This is a genomic window from Lutibacter sp. (assembly GCF_040883305.1).
Lineage (GTDB): Bacteria > Bacteroidota > Bacteroidia > Flavobacteriales > Flavobacteriaceae > Lutibacter.
The window spans coordinates 1-19,953 of the sequence record NZ_JBFLKT010000015.1; the positions used below are offsets into that span (position 1 = coordinate 1).

The 19,953-nt window shown below is 30.5% G+C and carries 13 protein-coding genes; 7 read left to right on the plus strand and 6 right to left on the minus strand.

Going from position 1 to position 19,953, the window contains the following annotated elements:
* The first annotated feature begins 130 nt into the window (after window positions 1–130).
* Entirely contained in the window at window positions 131–3,250 is a 3,120-nt protein-coding gene (gene ccsA / locus AB1Z17_RS00395; RefSeq protein WP_368049814.1) for a cytochrome c biogenesis protein CcsA, read from the plus strand.
* 53 nt (window positions 3,251–3,303) lie between these two features.
* A complete protein-coding gene (locus AB1Z17_RS00400; RefSeq protein ID WP_368049815.1) occupies window positions 3,304–3,819 on the plus strand; it encodes a DUF2892 domain-containing protein in 516 nt (171 codons plus the stop codon).
* Between the two features lie 74 nt (window positions 3,820–3,893).
* Here AB1Z17_RS00400 and AB1Z17_RS00405 read toward each other — a convergent pair whose 3' ends face one another.
* Window positions 3,894–5,627 carry a LysM peptidoglycan-binding domain-containing protein gene (locus AB1Z17_RS00405; RefSeq protein WP_368049816.1) on the minus strand — a complete coding sequence of 578 codons (1,734 nt, stop codon included), beginning with the start codon at window positions 5,625–5,627 and terminating at the stop codon, window positions 3,894–3,896.
* 39 nt (window positions 5,628–5,666) lie between these two features.
* Window positions 5,667–7,199: a glutamine-hydrolyzing GMP synthase gene (guaA, locus tag AB1Z17_RS00410; RefSeq protein WP_368049817.1), complete on the minus strand. Its 1,533-nt coding sequence runs from the start codon at window positions 7,197–7,199 to the stop codon at window positions 5,667–5,669.
* A gap of 377 nt (window positions 7,200–7,576) precedes the next feature.
* Here guaA and gyrB point away from each other — a divergent pair, with 377 nt between their 5' ends.
* On the plus strand, window positions 7,577–9,517 hold the full coding sequence (gene gyrB / locus AB1Z17_RS00415; protein WP_368049818.1) for a DNA topoisomerase (ATP-hydrolyzing) subunit B: 1,941 nt from the start codon (window positions 7,577–7,579) through the stop codon (window positions 9,515–9,517).
* A gap of 186 nt (window positions 9,518–9,703) precedes the next feature.
* Complete coding sequence (locus AB1Z17_RS00420) at window positions 9,704–10,627, plus strand: malate dehydrogenase (protein ID WP_368049819.1); 924 nt, start codon at window positions 9,704–9,706, stop codon at window positions 10,625–10,627.
* Window positions 10,628–10,709: 82 nt separating this feature from the next.
* On the opposite strand, the gene AB1Z17_RS00425 is transcribed toward AB1Z17_RS00420, so the two are convergent.
* Both AB1Z17_RS00425 and AB1Z17_RS00430 read right to left on the minus strand, forming a co-directional pair.
* Window positions 10,710–11,048, minus strand: a complete 339-nt coding sequence (locus AB1Z17_RS00425; RefSeq protein ID WP_368049820.1) for a VOC family protein — start codon at window positions 11,046–11,048, stop codon at window positions 10,710–10,712.
* A 10-nt stretch (window positions 11,049–11,058) separates the two neighbouring features.
* Window positions 11,059–12,735: a formate--tetrahydrofolate ligase gene (locus tag AB1Z17_RS00430; RefSeq protein WP_368049821.1), complete on the minus strand. Its 1,677-nt coding sequence runs from the start codon at window positions 12,733–12,735 to the stop codon at window positions 11,059–11,061.
* Between the two features lie 169 nt (window positions 12,736–12,904).
* Here AB1Z17_RS00430 and secDF point away from each other — a divergent pair, with 169 nt between their 5' ends.
* The 3 genes from secDF to obgE all read left to right on the plus strand — a co-directional run bounded on the left by secDF (window position 12,905) and on the right by obgE (window position 18,410).
* The gene (gene secDF, locus AB1Z17_RS00435; RefSeq protein ID WP_368049822.1) at window positions 12,905–15,889 is read left to right on the plus strand and encodes a protein translocase subunit SecDF; all 2,985 of its coding nucleotides are present in this window, start codon (window positions 12,905–12,907) and stop codon (window positions 15,887–15,889) included.
* A gap of 296 nt (window positions 15,890–16,185) precedes the next feature.
* Window positions 16,186–17,301 (plus strand): adenylate kinase, encoded by a 1,116-nt coding sequence (locus AB1Z17_RS00440; protein WP_368049823.1) that lies wholly within the window; start codon window positions 16,186–16,188, stop codon window positions 17,299–17,301.
* A gap of 116 nt (window positions 17,302–17,417) precedes the next feature.
* A complete protein-coding gene (obgE, locus tag AB1Z17_RS00445) occupies window positions 17,418–18,410 on the plus strand; it encodes a GTPase ObgE (RefSeq protein ID WP_368049824.1) in 993 nt (330 codons plus the stop codon).
* Window positions 18,411–18,524: 114 nt separating this feature from the next.
* Here obgE and AB1Z17_RS00450 read toward each other — a convergent pair whose 3' ends face one another.
* Both AB1Z17_RS00450 and AB1Z17_RS00455 read right to left on the minus strand, forming a co-directional pair.
* Window positions 18,525–18,995: a hypothetical protein gene (locus tag AB1Z17_RS00450; protein WP_368049825.1), complete on the minus strand. Its 471-nt coding sequence runs from the start codon at window positions 18,993–18,995 to the stop codon at window positions 18,525–18,527.
* A 42-nt stretch (window positions 18,996–19,037) separates the two neighbouring features.
* The coding region (locus AB1Z17_RS00455) for a hypothetical protein (protein WP_368049826.1) at window positions 19,038–19,953 on the minus strand (916 nt) is incomplete at its 5' end.

Consider the following 19,953-nt stretch of genomic DNA (forward strand, 5'->3'; position numbering starts at 1 on the left):
AGTTACAATTATATTTGTAAAGGTGTTAAAATAGAAGGATAATTGTTTTAAATAAGCGATTTTGAATGGCTAATATGACAATTATCATTATTTTTGCACAGCATTTATTTTTAATAATAAAAAAACTATAATGAACAAACTACTTTCCCTTATTTATTCAACTCGTTTAATGGCTATTTTGTTTTTAATTTTTGCATTAGCAATGGGAGTTGCTACATTTATTGAAAACGATTATGGTACAGAAACAGCCAAGGCTTTAGTTTATAATGCTTGGTGGTTTGAAGGAATTATGATATTTTTTGCGATTAACTTTTTTGGTAACGTATTTAAATACAAACTACTGCGTAAAGAAAAATTAGTAGTACTTGCTTTTCACCTTGCTTTCTTTTTAATTATTATTGGTGCTGGTGTTACTCGTTATATCAGTTTTGAAGGAATAATGCCGATAAAAGAAGGACAAGTAACCAATAAATTTTTAACTGAAAAAAACTATATCAGTATTGTTGTTAATGATGGAAACGAACAAAAAACGCCTGTTCATCAATCCATTTTATTGTCTGCTTTAGGTTCAAATAATTATAGTTATAATACCGATTTTAAAGGTAAAGATGTTGCAATAAAACTAACCAATTACATACCAAATGCACAACAAGTATTTGAAGAAAGTGAAACTGGAGATGAATATATGCTTTTTGTTGAATCTGGTGCTGGTGGAAGACACAATCATTATATAAAAAGAGGAACTTCAGAACTTGTACATGGTGTTTTAATTGGTTACGATGCCCAAAATAATAATACTATAGATTTTAAAAATGTAAATGGAAATTTAAAAATTCAATCATCAGTAGCCGGTAGCTTTTTTAGAATGGCTGATAGTTTTGAAGGTACAATAGTAAAGGATTCTCTGCAAGATTTTTCATTATTAGCGGTTCATTCAATTGCAGGAATGCAATTTGTTGTTCCAAACGCATCACTAAAAGGTTTGTATAAAACAATTTCTGGAGATAAAGATGTGCATACATTAGGTGAATTAACTTTTGATATTACCGCTGGAAGTGAAACCAAACAAGTAAAATTAGTAGGTGGTAAATTCGCAATTCAACCTCCAACACAAATATCTGTAGGTGGTTTAAATTTTAGAATGAGTTATGGTGCTATGCAAAAAGAACTTCCATTTAGCATTAAATTAAACGATTTTCAATTAGACAAATATCCGGGATCTAACAGCCCAATGTCTTTTGCAAGTGAAGTTACTGTTATTGATCCAAATGAAACTTTTGATTTTAGAATTTTTATGAATAATATTTTAAACTATAAAGGCTATAAGTTTTTTCAATCTAGTTACAATATTACGGATGAATACGAAGAAACTCACCTATCCGTTAATCACGATTTTTGGGGTTCAACTATTACATACATTGGATACTTTTTATTATATGCCGGATTAATGTTAATTATGTTTGTGAAAAATACACGATTTGATTTCTTAAAAAAGAGTTTAGAAAAAATTAGAACGAAAAAAGCAATTTTAGCATCTATTGCCTTAATACTATTTTCTACAATTTCTTTTGCCCAAGAACACAACCATGGATTAACAAACAAACAGATAGATTCGGCACTAGTTGAAAATAAAATTGACTTAGATCACGCTGAGAAATTTAGTAAAGTTGTTATACAAGATGCTGGTGGTAGAATGAAACCAGTACACACATATGCTTCTGAATTATTACGGAAAGTAAGTAAACAAGAAACTTTCAGAGATATGAATGCTACTCAAGTATTCTTATCTATTCAACAAAATTCAAGATTATGGTTTCAAATTCCTATAATTTATATTGAAAAAGACAATACAAAATTAAGAGATATTATTGGTATTCCTCACGATCAAAAATATGCAACACTTGCTAACTTTTTTGACAATAAAGGAATGTATAAAATTTCTGAAACACAGCAAGAAGCTCAAAAAAGTAATATTAAAAGTAAGTTTGAAAAAGATGTTATAAATGTTGATAGAAGAGTAAATCTACTATATTCTGCTATAACAGGTGATGTATTAAGAATTTTTCCTATTCCAAACGACCGAAATAATACTTGGGTATCTAACAACAACATACAATCTGCAAATTTTAAAGGTCAAGATTCTGTATTTGTACGTCAAATATTACCTATTTACCTACAAACTTTATCAGATTCTAATGTTTCTAGAGACTATTCAAAATCTGATGAAATTTTAGAAGGAATTATCAATTTTCAGAAAAAATATGGAGGTGAAGTTTATCCCGCAGATCATAAAATTGACTTAGAAATTGCTTACAATAAGTATGATATATTTAAAACTATATATAGCTACTATATGTATATAGGAACATTAATGTTCTTTTTTGTAATCTTTCAAATTTTTAGAAATAATAAAACTATCAACTTTTTAATTAAAGCGAGTATTGCCATTATTATAGGTCTATTTTTAATGCATACTGGTGGTTTAATTGCCCGTTGGATTGTAAGCGGAAACGCACCATGGAGTAATGCTTATGAATCTATGATTTATGTTGGATGGGCTACCATGTTATTCGGTTTATTGTTTGGAAGAAAATCTTCAATGACCATAGCTGCTACGGCTTTCTTAACTGCTTTTATATTAATGGTAGCACATTGGAACTGGATGGATCCAGAAATTGCAAACCTACAACCTGTACTAAATTCGTATTGGTTAATGATCCACGTTTCAATTATTGTAGCCAGTTATGGACCATTTGCTTTAGGAATGATTTTAGGATTAATTGCGTTAATACTTATGATTATTACCAACTCTAAAAATAAAAAGAAGGTTGGTTTAATGATTAAAGAAATTACAATTATTAACGAAATGGCCTTAACTATAGGTTTGATATTATTAGTTATTGGTAACTTCTTAGGCGGACAATGGGCGAATGAAAGTTGGGGACGTTACTGGGGTTGGGATCCAAAAGAAACTTGGGCTTTAATAAGTATTATGATTTATGCATTTGTGTTACACCTGCGATTAGTTCCAGGGTTAAGAGGAAGATTTGTATTTAATTTATTCTCTGTTGCAGCTTTTGCATCTATTTTGATGACCTATTTTGGAGTGAATTTCTACTTATCTGGATTGCATTCGTATGCTAGTGGAGATAAAGCAATTACACCTACATTTGTATATTATTCTGTTGCAATTGTTTCCGTTTTAGCCGTTTTTGCTTTTATTCAATATAAAAAACATTATAAAAAATAATTAAAATCGAAGCAAAACTGTAACTTTGCATTCCATTTAAAAATAAAAAAATAATGTTTAATAAGTATATAAAATTAGTAATTGCAGGAGCAATTGTAGTATGGTCAGTATTTCAATTTGTTGATGGGAATATAATGAATGGTATTTCATTAGTTTTATTAGCCGGAATATTTGTATTGCTTTATTTTAAAAATGAATTTATTTTATTAGCATTCTTACAGTTAAGAAAACAAAACTTTGCTGGTGCAAGTAAATGGTTATCATATATTAAAAATCCAAGTAGCGCTTTAATAAAAAAACAAGAAGGTTATTATAACTTTTTACAAGGTATTATGGTTTCGCAAACAAATTTAACACAAGCGGAAAAATACTTTAAAAAAGCAATTAGCCTAGGTTTAAATATGAAACATGATATTGCAATGGCAAAACTACAATTAGGTGGTATCGCAATGTCTAAAAGAAGAAAAAGAGAAGCCACAATGCTTATAAATGAAGCTAAAAAATTAGATACGCAAGGTGTTCTTAAAGATCAAATAAAAATGATGAAAGACCAACTTAAAAAGATTTAAAACTTTAAAATAAGTAAAAAAGCTGTCTGAAAAGTGTAATTTTCAGACAGCTTTTTTTATACTTTATCATTTTCTTACTCAACTACAACTGGAGAAAGCTCTTTATTATATTTAACAATGTAAACTCCGTTATTTTCAAAACTTCCAAATAGTTTTTTGTTATAATTAAAAAGTGCTGAAACTCTATTAGATTTACCTGCTCTTAGAGCCTCTTCTATACTATCTTCACTAGCCAATCTCAACAATATATCGAAGGTTACATCAAAACCTCTAACTGCAAATTTAGAAGGTAATGTAAAGTTTTTGGAACGAAATTTAGTGTAAAAGTTTTTCACTTTTGAATCTTGCATATTTACAAAGTCTGTTGTTGGATATGTAAAGTTTAATTGCCCTAAAAAGCTATTATCAATTTTATCAAAATTCTTCCCTTTATCTAAAGTTAATAAAGTAATATCAAACTCTTCTACAAACACTTTTAAATTGTTCACAGCGGCAGCAGTTGTTACAATTTCATCACTAATTAAAAACACCCAATTCGCAGTCTTTTCATTTAGTTTTTGAGCAAATATTTCATTATCAATATATCCTTTATCCGATTTTAAAACAGCTATGTTTTGTATTGAATCAAAAGATTTTAAATAGTTTACAATCCTCCATAATTTAATTTGAGATTGCTCTTCACTATCATTAATTACAAGAATGTTTTCTCCTTTATAATTTTCTTTCATATAGGTAAGCAAGTGTTCCTCTAATAATGTATCACTAACATCATCAGATTTTATTAAATTACTTGCAGACAAACTATTTTGATCTTTTGAATATATTGGTGCAATAACAGGAACATTTACATGTTTTGAAAGCCAATGTGCTTTTGCATAGAATAAAGGGCCTATAATAACATCTGTCTCAGAAAAATCATTTCTATTTACAATAGTTTGCAATTTATAATTAGAATTTTGAGTATCAAAGTATTGTACATTTATTGCAATTCCTTTGCTACGTAAAGAATCTATTGCCATGCTTGCACCCATATGAAAATCCGTTGCAATATTTAAAATTGAATTTCCTTTGGTCAATATGTTTTTTGGAATTGAGTCTGAATATTTCTGCAATTCATAAGGAAGCATTATTGCAACATTAATTGATTTTTCTAAGTTTAGAGCCTCAACAAATAATCCTGTCTCATCTTCAACTTCGATTTCCACTTCCCCTTCTTCATTAAGAGTAGCAATAGAAATTGGTTTAATTTTTAAAATCATTCCTAATTTTAAACCTTCACTTAAAGTAGGATTTAACGCATATAAACTTTCTTTAGTAACCTCATACTTTTTTGTTAAATTATAAACAGTATCATCCTTAACAACAGTATGCAAAATAAATTTCTCTGAATCGTTTTCTTCCTTATTAGATGCTGGTGGAATTTTAAGATGCATTCCTATTTTTAATCCATTTTCTAATCCAGAATTAGCACCTTTTAGTTCTTCAATTGTAATATTATGCTTGCTTGAAATTCCAAATAATGTTTCTTTTGGTTTTACAATATAAATTTTAGTTTCGGTTTCTCCAGCTTCAGAAATTGATTTACCATAATTTTTATTTGGAACAATTATAACTGTATTTGCTCTTGGTTTTCTTGAAACGTCTGGATTTAATCGTAATAAATCTCTTGTAGAAACATCATAATGTTTAGCAATACTCTTCATTGTTTCCCCTTTTTTAACAGTATAGGAAACATATTTTTTTTGTTGTGCCACTAAACTAAATGCACAAAACACTAAAATTGAAATTAAGAACTTTATTTTTTTCATTATTTATTTTTTCAAAGAATATAAACTATAGGATTAAATTTATTCCCATTCTATAGTTGCAGGTGGTTTAGAACTAATGTCATATACCACTCTATTAACGCCTTTAACGTTATTTATTATTTTATTTGATGTTTTTTGTAAAAACTCATAGGGTAAATTCACCCAATCTGCGGTCATTCCATCAGTAGATTCAACTGCTCTTAACACCACTGCTTTTTCGTAGGTTCTTTCATCTCCCATAACTCCTACCGAGTTTACGGGTAATAACATTGCGCCTGCCTGCCAAACTTTATTGTACAAACCAGCGTCTTTTAAACCTTGAACAAAAATATGATCTACTTCTTGTAACATTCTTACTTTTTCAGGAGTAATATCACCTAAAATCCTGATTCCTAATCCTGGACCTGGAAACGGATGTCTTCCTAATAATTCAGCATCAATTCCCATTGATTTTCCAACTCTTCTAACTTCATCTTTAAATAACGTATTTAAAGGCTCTACTATTTTTAATTTCATAAAGTCTGGCAATCCACCAACATTATGATGCGATTTAATAGTTGCTGATGGTCCTCCAGTTGCGGAAACTGACTCTATAACATCTGGATAAATAGTACCTTGTGCTAACCAACTTACATCTTTTATTTCGTGCGCTTCATCATCAAAAGTTTCAATAAAAACACGACCAATAATTTTGCGTTTTCCTTCAGGATCACTTTCTCCAGCCAGTTCTTTCAAAAAACGTGCCGAAGCATCTACGCCTTTTACATTTAAACCCATGTGCTCATACTGATCCAAAACACTTTCAAATTCATTTTTACGTAACAAACCATTATTTACAAAAATACAGTACAGGTTTTTACCAATAGCTTTTGAAATTAATGTTGCTGCAACTGTAGAATCTACACCTCCCGAAAGACCTAAAACAACTTTGTCGTTTCCAAGCTTCTCTTTAAGCTCGGCCACGGTTGTTTCAACAAAAGAATCTGGTGTCCAAGTTTGAGCAACCCCCGCAATATTCACTAAAAAATTCTTCAAAATAGTTAAACCATCTTTTGAATGGTACACTTCTGGATGAAACTGAATTCCGTACGAACTTTCATCTTTAATTTTAAAAGCTGCATTTTTCACATCGTGTGTGCTTGCAATCAATTCAAATCTTTCAGGTAAATCTAAAATAGTATCGCTATGGCTCATCCAAACCTGACTTCCTTCAGAAACGCCTTCAAAAAATAATTCATTCGGTTTTACAAATGAAAGATTTGCTCTTCCATATTCTCTTGTATTGGAAGCACCTACTTCTCCGCCAAAATTATGTGCTAAATACTGTGCACCATAACACACACCTAATAATGGCAATTTTCCTTTTATTTGCGATAAATCTGGATGTGGCGAATTTTCAGCTCTTACTGAAAACGGGCTTCCTGAAAGAATTACAGCTTTGTAATCTTCTACCTTAAAATTTTCACTATTGTATGGGAAAATTTCACAAAAAATGTTTAATTCTCTAACTCTACGGGCAATCAACTGCGTGTATTGCGAACCGAAATCTAAAATAAGTACCTGATGTTGCATCCGCAAAAATAATATTATTATAAATAGATATGATTATTTTATTTCATTTTTTCTCAACATAAAATTTATTACATTTTAAAATGCTTATCTTAAAATCTGCTTTTTTCAGCCTAAAACTAACAAGAAATACCATAATTCTAACTATATTTTACTAAAAATAAAGCGATTTAAGACATTTTTTTATTTTTAATCTACATTGAGCAAAAAAAATAATAACATCAAAATTAAACCTATTTAGAGCCGGTTTAAGCTATTTTTAACAATTTCCAATTGTTAATAACTTAGGCATCAACACCCTTAAAAGAAGTAAAAAAACATTGTTCGAATGCTTATATTTGTTTGTTAAATTTTTTATTAAAAAACATATATTATAAATTATGAGTGACGAAATAAAAAAAAATCAATATTCTGCTGATAGTATTCAGGCTTTAGAAGGAATGGAGCATGTTCGTATGCGCCCGTCTATGTATATTGGAGATGTTGGAGTAAGAGGATTACACCATTTAGTATATGAAGTAGTTGATAATTCTATTGATGAAGCAATGGCAGGCCATTGTGATAAAATAGATGTTGTAATAAATAAAAGTGGATCTTTATCTGTAAAAGATAATGGACGTGGTATTCCAGTAGGAATGCACAAAAAAGAAGGAGTTTCTGCTTTAGAAGTTGTAATGACTAAAATTGGAGCTGGTGGTAAATTCGACAAAGATTCTTATAAAGTTTCAGGTGGTTTACACGGTGTTGGTGTTTCAGTAGTAAATGCACTGTCTCAACATTTAAAAGCTACGGTTTATTTAGATGGTAAAATTTGGGAGCAAGAATATTCTAAAGGTAAAGCATTGTATCCTGCAAAACCAATTGGAGATACGGATGATAAAGGAACTATGGTTACTTTTTTACCGGACACTTCAATTTTTACGCAAACAATTGAATTTAATTACGATACTTTAGCTACTAGATTACGTGAACTTTCTTTTTTAAACAAAGGTGTTACCTTAACTCTAACAGACGAAAGAACTACAGATGATGAAGGTAATATTCCTACTGAAACTTTTCATAGTGATGAAGGATTACCAGAATTTATCAAATATTTAGATGCCACTCGTGAGCAATTAATTGCGAATGTGATTTCAATGGAAGGTGAGAAAAACGGGGTTCCTGTTGAAGTAGCAATGACTTATAATACTTCTTATGCTGAAAACTTGCACTCATATGTAAATAACATTAATACCCACGAAGGCGGAACACATTTATCTGGTTTTAGACGTGGACTAACGGCTACTTTAAAAAAGTATGCTGATGAATCTGGGATGCTTAAAAATCTTAAATTTGAAATTGCTGGAGATGATTTTCGCGAAGGCTTAACAGCTATCGTTTCAGTTAAAGTTGCAGAACCTCAATTTGAAGGACAAACAAAAACAAAATTAGGGAACCGTGAAGTTACTGCTGCAGTTAGTCAAGCTGTCTCAGAAATGCTAACTGATTATTTAGAAGAAAATCCAAATGATGCTAAAATTATTGTACAAAAAGTAATATTAGCTGCAACAGCGCGTCACGCTGCCCGTAAAGCACGTGAAATGGTGCAACGTAAAACTGTAATGTCTATTGGTGGTTTACCCGGTAAATTAAGTGACTGTTCTGAAACTGATCCGGAAATATGCGAAATATTCCTTGTTGAGGGAGATTCGGCAGGTGGAACAGCAAAACAAGGTAGAGACAGAGCTTTTCAAGCAATTTTGCCATTACGTGGTAAAATTTTAAATGTTGAAAAAGCAATGCAACATAAAGTTTTTGAAAATGAAGAAATAAAAAATATGTACACCGCTTTAGGTGTATCTATCGGTACAGAAGAAGATCCAAGAGCTTTAAATCTTGAAAAACTTCGTTATCACAAAGTAGTTATTATGTGTGATGCCGATGTAGATGGTAGCCACATTGCTACATTAATTCTTACGTTCTTCTTTAGATATATGAAAGAATTAATTGAAGGCGGACATATTTTTATAGCAACGCCTCCTTTATATTTAGTTAAAAAAGGACAAAAACGAGAATATGCATGGAATGATGACCAACGCGATTTAATTGCGCACAATATGGGTGGAAGTGTTAACATTCAGCGATACAAAGGTCTTGGGGAAATGAATGCTACGCAACTTTGGGATACAACTATGAATCCTGAATTTAGAACTTTACGCCAAGTTACTATTGAAAACTTAACTGAAGCTGACCGAGTATTTTCTATGCTAATGGGTGATGAAGTTCCTCCACGTAGAGCATTTATCGAGAAAAATGCAAAATATGCAAATATTGACGTATAAGGTATTTTATTTTTAAATATGCAAAAGGCTGCTGCTTTAGCAGCCTTTTTTTATTATAATCGCAAAAATATATGATAAAAATCAACAATATCGATTTCGTAAATTAAGTCAAAACTCATTAATCTTTAAATTTAAAATTAGTATTTTTGATACGTTTAAAATGAATATTAATACAATAATAAAAATATGAAAGTAACAGTAGTAGGAGCTGGTGCTGTAGGTGCAAGTTGCGCTGAGTACATAGCTATTAAAGATTTTGCATCTGAAGTAACATTGATCGACATTAAAGAAGGTTTTGCCGAAGGTAAAGCGATGGATTTAATGCAATGTGCTTCATTAAATGGTTTTGATACAAAAATTACAGGTGTAACAAACGATTACACTGCAACAGCAGGAAGTGATGTTGCCGTTATTACAAGTGGAATTCCAAGAAAACCAGGAATGACTCGTGAAGAATTAATTGGAATTAATGCAGGTATTGTAAAATCTGTTTCAGAAAACCTAATAAAATTTTCTCCAGAGGTAATCATAATTGTTGTAAGTAATCCAATGGATACTATGGCCTATTTAGCTCACAAAGCTACTGGATTACCAAAAAACAGAATTATTGGTATGGGTGGTGCTTTAGACAGTGCTCGTTTTAAATTCCGTTTAGCAGAAGCTTTAGAATGCCCGGCATCTGATGTTGATGGAATGGTAATTGGCGGACATAGTGATACCGGAATGGTTCCTTTAATTGGAAAAGCCGCTAGAAATAGCGTTAAAGTTTCTGAATTTTTATCAGAAGAAAGAATGCAACAAGTCGTTGAAGACACTAAAGTTGGTGGAGCTACTTTAACAAAATTATTAGGAACAAGCGCTTGGTACGCACCAGGTGCTGCAGTTTCTGCAATGGTACAAGCTATTGCTTTAGATTCTAAAAAAATGTTCCCTTGTTCTGCTTTGCTAGAAGGTGAATACGGTTTAAATGATATTTCAATTGGTGTACCATGTATAATTGGTAAAAACGGAATTGAAAAAATTGTAGAAATTGAATTATCAGAAGCTGAACTGGCTAAAATTCAAGAAAGTGCAGTTGGTGTAAAAGCTACAAATGCTTTACTGAACTAAGTACAGTACTAAAAATATTATTTTAAATACTCCTCAAAAATTAATTTTTGAGGAGCGTTTTTTTTCTAAAAGTTGATCAAATTTATTTATCAGACCAAACTGCTAATTCATTTCCCGATGGATCTAAAAAGTGAAATCTATGCCCTCCAGGAAAAGAAAATATATCCTTTGATATTCTCCCACCAAAATCAATTATTTTCTTCTTAATTAACTCTAGGTTACTATGATATAAAACTACCAATGCTCCATTTACAATTTTGTTTTCAGTAAGTTCAAAACCTCCTTTTAATCCACTTTCAGAAAACGCTGTATAAATTGATCCGTAATCATTAAATGTCCAATGGAAACAATTGGAATAAAATTTTTTTATTGCTGAAATATTATTCGTTTTAAACTCAATATAATTAATCTGATTTTCCATAATTTTTTATTTAAGACAATCCGGAGATAACACCATTATTATCAATAGTCATATTTTCTGATGCTGGAGTTCCTGGTAATCCTGGCATACGCATCATTGAACCCAATATTGGAATAATAAATTTTGCACCAGCAGCAATTTCAATTTCACGAACTGTAACTGTGAAATTTTTTGGTCTCCCCACCAAGAATTCATTATCAGAAAAAGATTTTTGAGTTTTTGCCATACAAATTGCAAAATCACTGAAACCTAATTTTTCAATTCTTTTTAAATTTAGTTTTGCTTTTTTATCAAAATCAACAATAGCAGCTCCATAAATTTCTTTAGCAATTTTTTCAATTTTTTCTTTTACCGGAGAATTCCAATCATACAAAGGTTTAAAACTTGACTTACTAGATTCCACAACTTTAACAACAGCTTTTGCTAATTTTGTAGTTCCTTTACCTCCTTTTGCCCAACCATCTGAAACAACGGCTTGTACACCCAACTCTTCGCACTTTTCTATAATATAATCAATCTCTTCATAAGAGTCATTTGAAAATGCATTGATAGCAACAACAGGCTCTAAATTAAATTTTCTAATATTCTCAATATGTTTTTCTAAATTGCAAAAACCTTGTATAACAAAATCTAAATTTGAAGTATTGTATTGATCTTTTTTAGCACCACCATGATGACGTAAAGCTCTAATTGTAGCAACTAAAACAACGGCTTTAGGGCTTAAACCAGCAGACTGGCATTTAATATTTAAAAACTTTTCAGCGCCTAAATCAGCTCCAAAACCTGCTTCTGTAATTACATAATTAGACAACGAAAGCCCCATTTTTGTCGCAATAATTGTATTGGTTCCCTGAGCAATATTTGCAAAAGGACCACCATGAATAATTGCGGGATTTTCCTCTAATGTTTGTACTAAATTTGGTCTAATTGCGTGTTTTAATAAAATTGCCATTGCATTTTCAGCTTTTAAATCACGTGCAAAAATTGGCAGTTTATCATATGTAAAACCAATAAATATATCTCCTAAACGCTTTTTCAAGTCTTCAAAATCTGTTGCCATACAAAGTATTGCCATAACTTCAGAAGCAGGAGTAATATCAAAACCATCTTCTCTTGGAATGCCGTTTGCACTGCCTCCTAAACCAACAATAATTTTACGTAAAGACCTGTCATTCATATCCATTACACGTTTCCAAAGAACTGTTCGTGGATCTAAATTTAATTTACAACAACTGCTTTGTAAGTTGTTATCAATTAATGCCGATAGTAGATTATTGGCTTTTTCAACAGCATTAAAATCTCCTGTAAAATGTAAATTAATATCTTCCATTGGAACTACCTGAGAATATCCTCCACCGGCTGCACCCCCTTTTATTCCAAAAACAGGTCCTAAAGATGGTTCTCGTAAAACAACAGTAGCTTGTTTACCTATTTTATTTAACCCTTCCGTTAAACCAATTGAGACAGTAGTTTTACCTTCTCCGGCAGGAGTTGGTGTAATAGCGGTTACTAAAATTAAATTATTATTTTTAATTTTTTCTTCATCAATAAGCGACAACGGTAATTTAGCTTTGTATTTGCCAAACATCTCAATATCATCTTCTTCAATTCCTAATTTAGCAGCAATTTCTTTAATGTGCTTAATTTTATTTTTTTGGGCTATTTCAATATCTGTTAAATGCTTCATTTCGTGTTTTTTTTCGAAACAAATATATAAAATTCAGAATTCAGAATAGCAATATTTTAAGAACTGCTAATTTATGGGTATAAAAAGCTAAAAAAGTATTGTCAGTCTCTATTTGAAATTATATATTTGCACGTTTATAACAAATGAATTTTTATCAAATTAATGTAAAATGCAAAATAAAGGACTTATAAAGTTATTCGCTATTCTTTTTGGATTAGTAAGTTTATACCAATTATCATTTACTTGGTTTACAAATGGTGTTGAAGATAAAGCAAAAATGTATGCAGAATCAAAATCTGAAGATGGAAAAGAAATTGCAAGATTAGAAAGAGTATTTTTAGACTCGGTTGCAAACAAACCTGTAATTGATTTAGGTTTTGCCCAATTCAGTTATAATGATATTAAAGACAAAGAATTAAATTTAGGATTAGACCTTAAAGGAGGTATTAATGCTATTTTACAAGTTTCTGTAAAAGATATTTTAATTGGATTATCTAATGAATCTAAAAATCCAGTTTTTAATGAAGCACTAGCGAAAGCAACTGTAGCTCAGAAAAGTAGTGATAAACGTTTTTTAGATTTATTTTTTAATGAATTCGAAAAAGCAAGTGCTGGAACCGTTAAATTAAGCGACCCTAGTATTTTTGGTAATAAATCTCTAAGAGAAAAAATTAACTTTAAACTTACGGATGACGAAGTTATGCCGATTATTGAAGCTGAAGTTACAGGTTCTGTAAACACAGCTTTTGAAGTATTAAGAAGTCGTATCGATAAATTTGGAGTTACACAACCAAATATTCAGCGTATTGGAAACTCTGGTCGTATTTTAATTGAATTACCAGGTGCAAAAGATATTGACCGTGTAAAAAAATTATTGCAAAGTACAGCTGAATTACAATTTTGGGAAGTGTATTCTAACCGAGAAACTGCAAATTTCTTTTTTCAGGCAAATTCTGTAGTTGAAAACTTATTAAAGGTAGATACTGAAGTAGATACAACTGCTGCAAAAGATGATTTAGAAGATTTATTAGGTGAAGTATCTGATTCTCTAGCTGCAAAACCAGTTAATAATTTATTTTCAGTATTATCTCCAAGTATTCCTCAAAGCGAAAATCAAATATCTTCTATAATTGGAACTGCAAAAGTTTTAGATACTGCTAAAGTAAATTCTTATTTAGCAATGAGAGAGGTAAGGGCATTGCTTTCAAATGAAATGAAGTACGCTAAATTTTTATGGGATGCCAAACCTTTTTCAAGTACAACTGCAACTGGAGAGAATATTGATTTAATTTACTTATACGGTATAAAATCTAACAGAGAAGATGTTGCACCTATTGAAGGTGATGTAATTGATGATGCCAGTCAAGAATACGGACAAACAGGAAAACCTGAAGTAAGTATGACAATGAATGCTGGTGGTTCTAGGCTTTGGGGTAAAATGACAACTGAAAATGTTGGACAATTTGTTGCTGTTGTTTTAGATGATTATGTATATACAGCACCATCTGTAAACACTCCAATTACAACAGGTAGAACTTCTATTTCTGGTGGAAGTATGACTGTTGAAGAAGCACAAGATATTGCAAACGTATTAAAAGCAGGTAAATTACCAGCTGCTGCACATATTATTCAATCTGAAGTTGTTGGACCTTCTTTAGGTCAAAAAGCAATTGATAGTAGTATGAGCTCATTTGGATTAGCGTTATTACTAGTACTAATTTGGATGATTTTTTACTACGGAAAAGCTGGTGCTTTTGCCGATGTTGCTTTAGCTGTAAACATTTTATTTATTTTCGGAATTTTAACTGCGTTTGGTGCTGTACTTACATTACCAGGAATTGCAGGTATTATTTTAACAATAGGTATGTCTGTTGATGCAAACGTAATTATTTTTGAAAGAATTAAAGAAGAATTAAATAAAGGAAAAGGTTTAAAAGCCTCAATTAGCCACGGATTTAGTTTTAAAGGAGCATTATCTGCAATTATTGATGCCAACATTACTACAATGTTAACAGGTGTTATTTTATATGTATTTGGAACAGGACCTGTAAAAGGTTTTGCTTATACATTAATGGTAGGTATTGTAACCTCTTTATTCACGGCAATTTTTATTACACGTTTACTAATAGACTGGTATGCTGCTAAAGGAAAATTATTCACTTTCAACACAAATATTACTAAAAATTGGTTCAAAAGAATTGATATTGAATTCTTAAGAAAAAGAAAGATTGCTTATGTAATTTCAGGAATTGTAATTATTGGTGGTTTAACTTCATTACTTACAAACGGGTTAAATTACGGTGTAGATTTTATTGGTGGTAGATCGTATGTTGTTAAATTTGACAAACCTACAAATGCAACCGATGTTGCTGAAACTTTAAAAGATGCTTTTGGAAGTGCTCCTGAAGTTAAAACTTACGGAGAAATTAGTCAATTAAAAATTACTACTAAATATAAAATAGATATCGAAGGTAGCCAAATTGATGATGAAGTACAAGGCTTATTATTTACAGGATTAAAAAGCTATATGCCTGAAGGTTTAACTTTAGAAAAATTTAAACCAGGTTATGAAGGTATAGGGAAAGTTGGAATAATGAGCTCTATGAAAGTAGAACCAACTATTGCAGATGATATTAAAACAGCAGCAGGTTGGGCTATTTTAGGTTCGTTACTAATTACATTTTTATATATTTTATTTAGATTTAGAAAATGGCAATATAGTTTAGGTGCTGTAGCAGCTGTTTTTCATGATGTTTTAATTGTATTAGCAATTTTCTCTATCTTCCATAAAATATTACCATTTGATATGGAAATCGGGCAATCATTTATTGCCGCCATACTTACAGTTGTTGGTTATTCATTAAACGATACCGTGGTAATTTTTGATAGAATTCGTGAGTTTACAGGTATTCATACTTCATGGAAATTCTCTGAAGTAGTTGATAAAGCACTAAGTAGTACATTAGGTAGAACAATTAATACATCATTAACAACATTAGTTGTTTTAATGGCAATCTTCTTATTTGGTGGAGATTCTATTAAAGGATTTATGTTTGCTTTAATTGTTGGTGTAATGGTAGGTACCTATTCATCTTTATTTATAGCATCACCTATAATGTATGATACTGTTAAAAAAATAGATTCAAAAAAATAAAGGATGCAATCCTAAATAAATTTAGTAAAACCGTTTTGAAAATTCAAAACGGTTTTTGTATACTCAATGCATTTAGGTTTTCGGGAAATTTAACAAATTTCTTTTTTCTTTACCCAGGCAAAATTTTAAACCATAGCCTCAGCTATGGTTTAAAATTTTAACGCAGAGAAAGGGAAAAAGAAAGCGTAAAAAAACCAAAAACCTATGTGTATTGAGTGTTTTTTAAATTATCAAATAAATATCTAAATAAGCCAATTATTCTATATTGATTATTAAATTTGTAACAAAGCATAAAAATGAGCATTATTAAATTACACGATAAGTATTTTAAATCTTATATTTCAGACGAACAAATTCAAGAAGCAATAAAATCTTTAGTAAAACAAGTCTATGAAGATTGTAAAGATGAAACCCCAATATTTTTAGGAATATTAAACGGATGTTTTATGTTTGTTGCAGATTTTGTACGTAAATATAATGGAGATTGTGAAGTTTCGTTTGTAAAACTAGCTTCTTACCAAGGGACAAACTCTACAGGAAAGATTAAACAATTAGTTGGAGTTAATGAAGATTTAGAAGGAAGAACCGTTGTAATTTTAGAAGATATTATTGATACTGGTAATACCCTTCAAGAAATATATAACATTTTTAAAGACAAAAAATTAAAGCAACTTAAAATTGCTACCTTATTTTTTAAACCAGATGTGTTTAAAAAAGCATTACATATAGATTATGTTGGTATTTCAATTCCAGACAAATTTATTGTCGGTTATGGATTGGATTATGATGGACTAGGTAGAAATTTTGCAGATATTTATCAACTAACATCTAAACCTACTATGACAAACATTGTTTTATTTGGGCCTCCTGGAGCAGGTAAAGGTACACAAGCTACTTTCTTAAAAGAAAAATACGGACTTGTTCATATTTCTACAGGTGATGTCTTTAGATACAACATTAAAAATGAAACTGAACTTGGGATTTTGGCCAGAACCTTCATGGATGGTGGTGACCTAGTACCAGATGATGTTACCATAAAAATGTTGAAAACTGAAATTGAAAAAAATCCGGATGCTAATGGGTTTATTTTTGATGGATTTCCACGCACAGAATCCCAAGCAAAAGCTTTAGACCAGTATTTGTTAGATAAAGGTGAAGCAATTAGTGGTATGGTAGCTTTAGAAGTTCCAGAAGATTTATTGGTGCAACGTATTTTAAATCGTGGAAAAACAAGTGAAAGACCTGATGACCAAGATGAAGCAAAAATTAGAAACAGATTTAACGAGTATAAAACAAAAACTGCTGTTTTAAAAGAATATTACCAAAACCAAAACAAGTATTTTGGTGTAAATGGTGTAGGTGATATTAATGAAATTACAAAACGTTTAAGCAACGTTTTTGATAAACTTTAATATTTTATTATTCCTGTGAGATCTCTGAACGAAGTTGAAGTGTAAACAGGAATCTAATTGTTTATTGCACTAATGATAAAAAATTTCTGTAATCGCAGGAATAAAAAAAAGAAAAAATGACTGAAGGAAATTTTGTTGACTATTTAAAAGTATATGCCAGCTCTGGAAAAGGTGGTGGTGGCTCTACGCACTTGCATAGAGAAAAATACATTACTAAAGGTGGTCCAGATGGTGGAGATGGCGGACGTGGTGGTCATATTATTGTACGAGCGAATCCAAATTTATGGACACTTTTCCATTTAAAATTTAATAAACATTTTAGGGCTGAACACGGTGGACACGGGGCAAAATCCAGAAGTTCTGGTAAAGACGGACAAGATGTTTATATTGAAGTTCCTTTAGGAACAATTATTAAAGACGCAGAAACGCAAGAAGTGCTTTTTGAAATCACCAAAGATAATACAGAACAAATTTTACTAGAAGGTGGAATGGGTGGACTAGGAAACTGGAATTTTAGATCTTCTACAAACCAAACTCCTAGATATGCGCAACCTGGTATAGATGGAAAAGAAAACTGGTTTCAGTTAGAACTTAAACTATTAGCTGATGTTGGTTTAGTTGGTTTCCCAAATGCTGGTAAATCTACCTTATTATCTGTTTTAACAGCTGCAAAACCTAAAATTGCAGACTATGCCTTTACAACTTTAAAACCAAACTTAGGAATTGTACAATACCGCGATTTTCAAACGTTTGTAATTGCTGATATTCCAGGAATTATTGAAGGTGCCGCAGAAGGAAAAGGTTTAGGACATCGTTTTTTACGTCATATTGAAAGAAATTCTATCTTATTATTTTTAATTCCAGCAGATTCCGATGATATTAAAAAAGAATACAAAATTCTTTTAAATGAATTAAAACAACACAATCCAGAATTATTAGATAAAAATAGGCTACTTGCTATTTCAAAATCTGATATGTTAGATGATGAATTAAAAGAAGAAATCAAAAAAGAACTCCCAGAAGGTATTAAAACACTATTTATCTCGTCTATTGCCCGACAAGGTTTAACCGAATTGAAAGATAATTTATGGCAATTGTTGAATGAATAATTTTCTTTAAAAATTATCTATTATATCATTAGTATGTCACTCTGAATTTATTTCAGGGTCTCAATATATTGCTGAAAATTAAAATATTATATTTGAATTAATTAAACAGCAACTCTAATTCTTTAAAATAATTGGTAAACTAAAAGCTGTTTTTACCGGCATTCCGCGTTTAATTCCTGGTTTTAATTTTGGTAATTTTTTAATTCCATCAGTTATTAAACTATCTAATTCAGGTATTTCCTCTTGAATAAATGCTGATGATTGTATATTTATAAGTGAAACTTCTCCGCTTTTAGCTACTTCTAATTTCACTAAAATGGTATCGTTTACACTATTTTTTGAAATAAATTTATGCGTTACCAAAGAAGCATAAATATGTTCGGATAATTTAATTTGAGAACAGATTTTTTGTTTTTCTTCTGAAGGAATACTATCGCACGCTGGAAATAAAGGAAAACTATCTATAGAATTAAAATCTACAATAGTATCAACAGCCTGAATCTCCTCTTTCTTATATTTTTTTTCAAAATAAGAACACGATAACAGCAAAAAAGCACTAAAAATTATTATAAAAAACTGTTTCAAAATTATTGTTTAATTCACAATGTGAAAATACAACTTTTTGATTTAGTCTACAATAACACCTTCAATAAAGAGTTGTTTTCTTAATTGTTTAACTCTTTCACTTGCGTATTTGCTTAATTTGGGGTTTTTACTTTCAAATCTTTCAATGAATCGTTCATAATATCTCAGTGCCATTTTTTTATCTTCAAAATAAGAATCTGTTGAAAAAGCTAATTCAAAAAGAGCATCTACATTATTACTATTGTTTTTAACAGCTTCGTCAAAAAAATTAACAGCAGACTTATATTCAAATTCTTTTTTTGCCATAATTCCCAATAACATATATTGTTTATCGTGGTCTGGTTTACTATACATAAGAGATTGCATTGCTAAAAGCTTAGCCATTTTAAAATTTTCTCTTTGATATTCAAGTGTTGCAAGCCTATATAATATCTTTGGGTTTTTTCTATCCATTCTTAGGGCCTTTTTAAAATAGATCTCTGCTGAATCAATGTGCTCTAAGTTAAAATAACTCATTCCATACATTTCGTAGGTATTTATCGATTTAAATTTTAATGCTTCTAACTTTTTTAAGGTTACGAGCGCTTCTTCAAATTCTTTTTCAAAATACTGCTCATTTGCTTTTAATTGCAAGAAATTAATATTAGTTGAATCTATTTTTAAACCTTTTTCAATAAATATTCTGGAAGTATCTCTAACATTTATGGTTTTGAAAAATTTTGCTACTTCATAAATACTGTTTAAATGCAATGTGTCTATTGTAAAAGCATCGATATAACTTTGTCCCATTTGTAACTTCTTTCTTTGTAACCCCAAAGCTTTTCCAAGTTGATACGGATAATTTGGATTTAAAGTATCTTGAGTTTTTAAATACCTAAATAGTTGTTCGGCACTTTTGGGTTTCAGTTCTCTTAAATACAACTTCCCTAAATTATGAGCTACTAACAAATTAGACGAG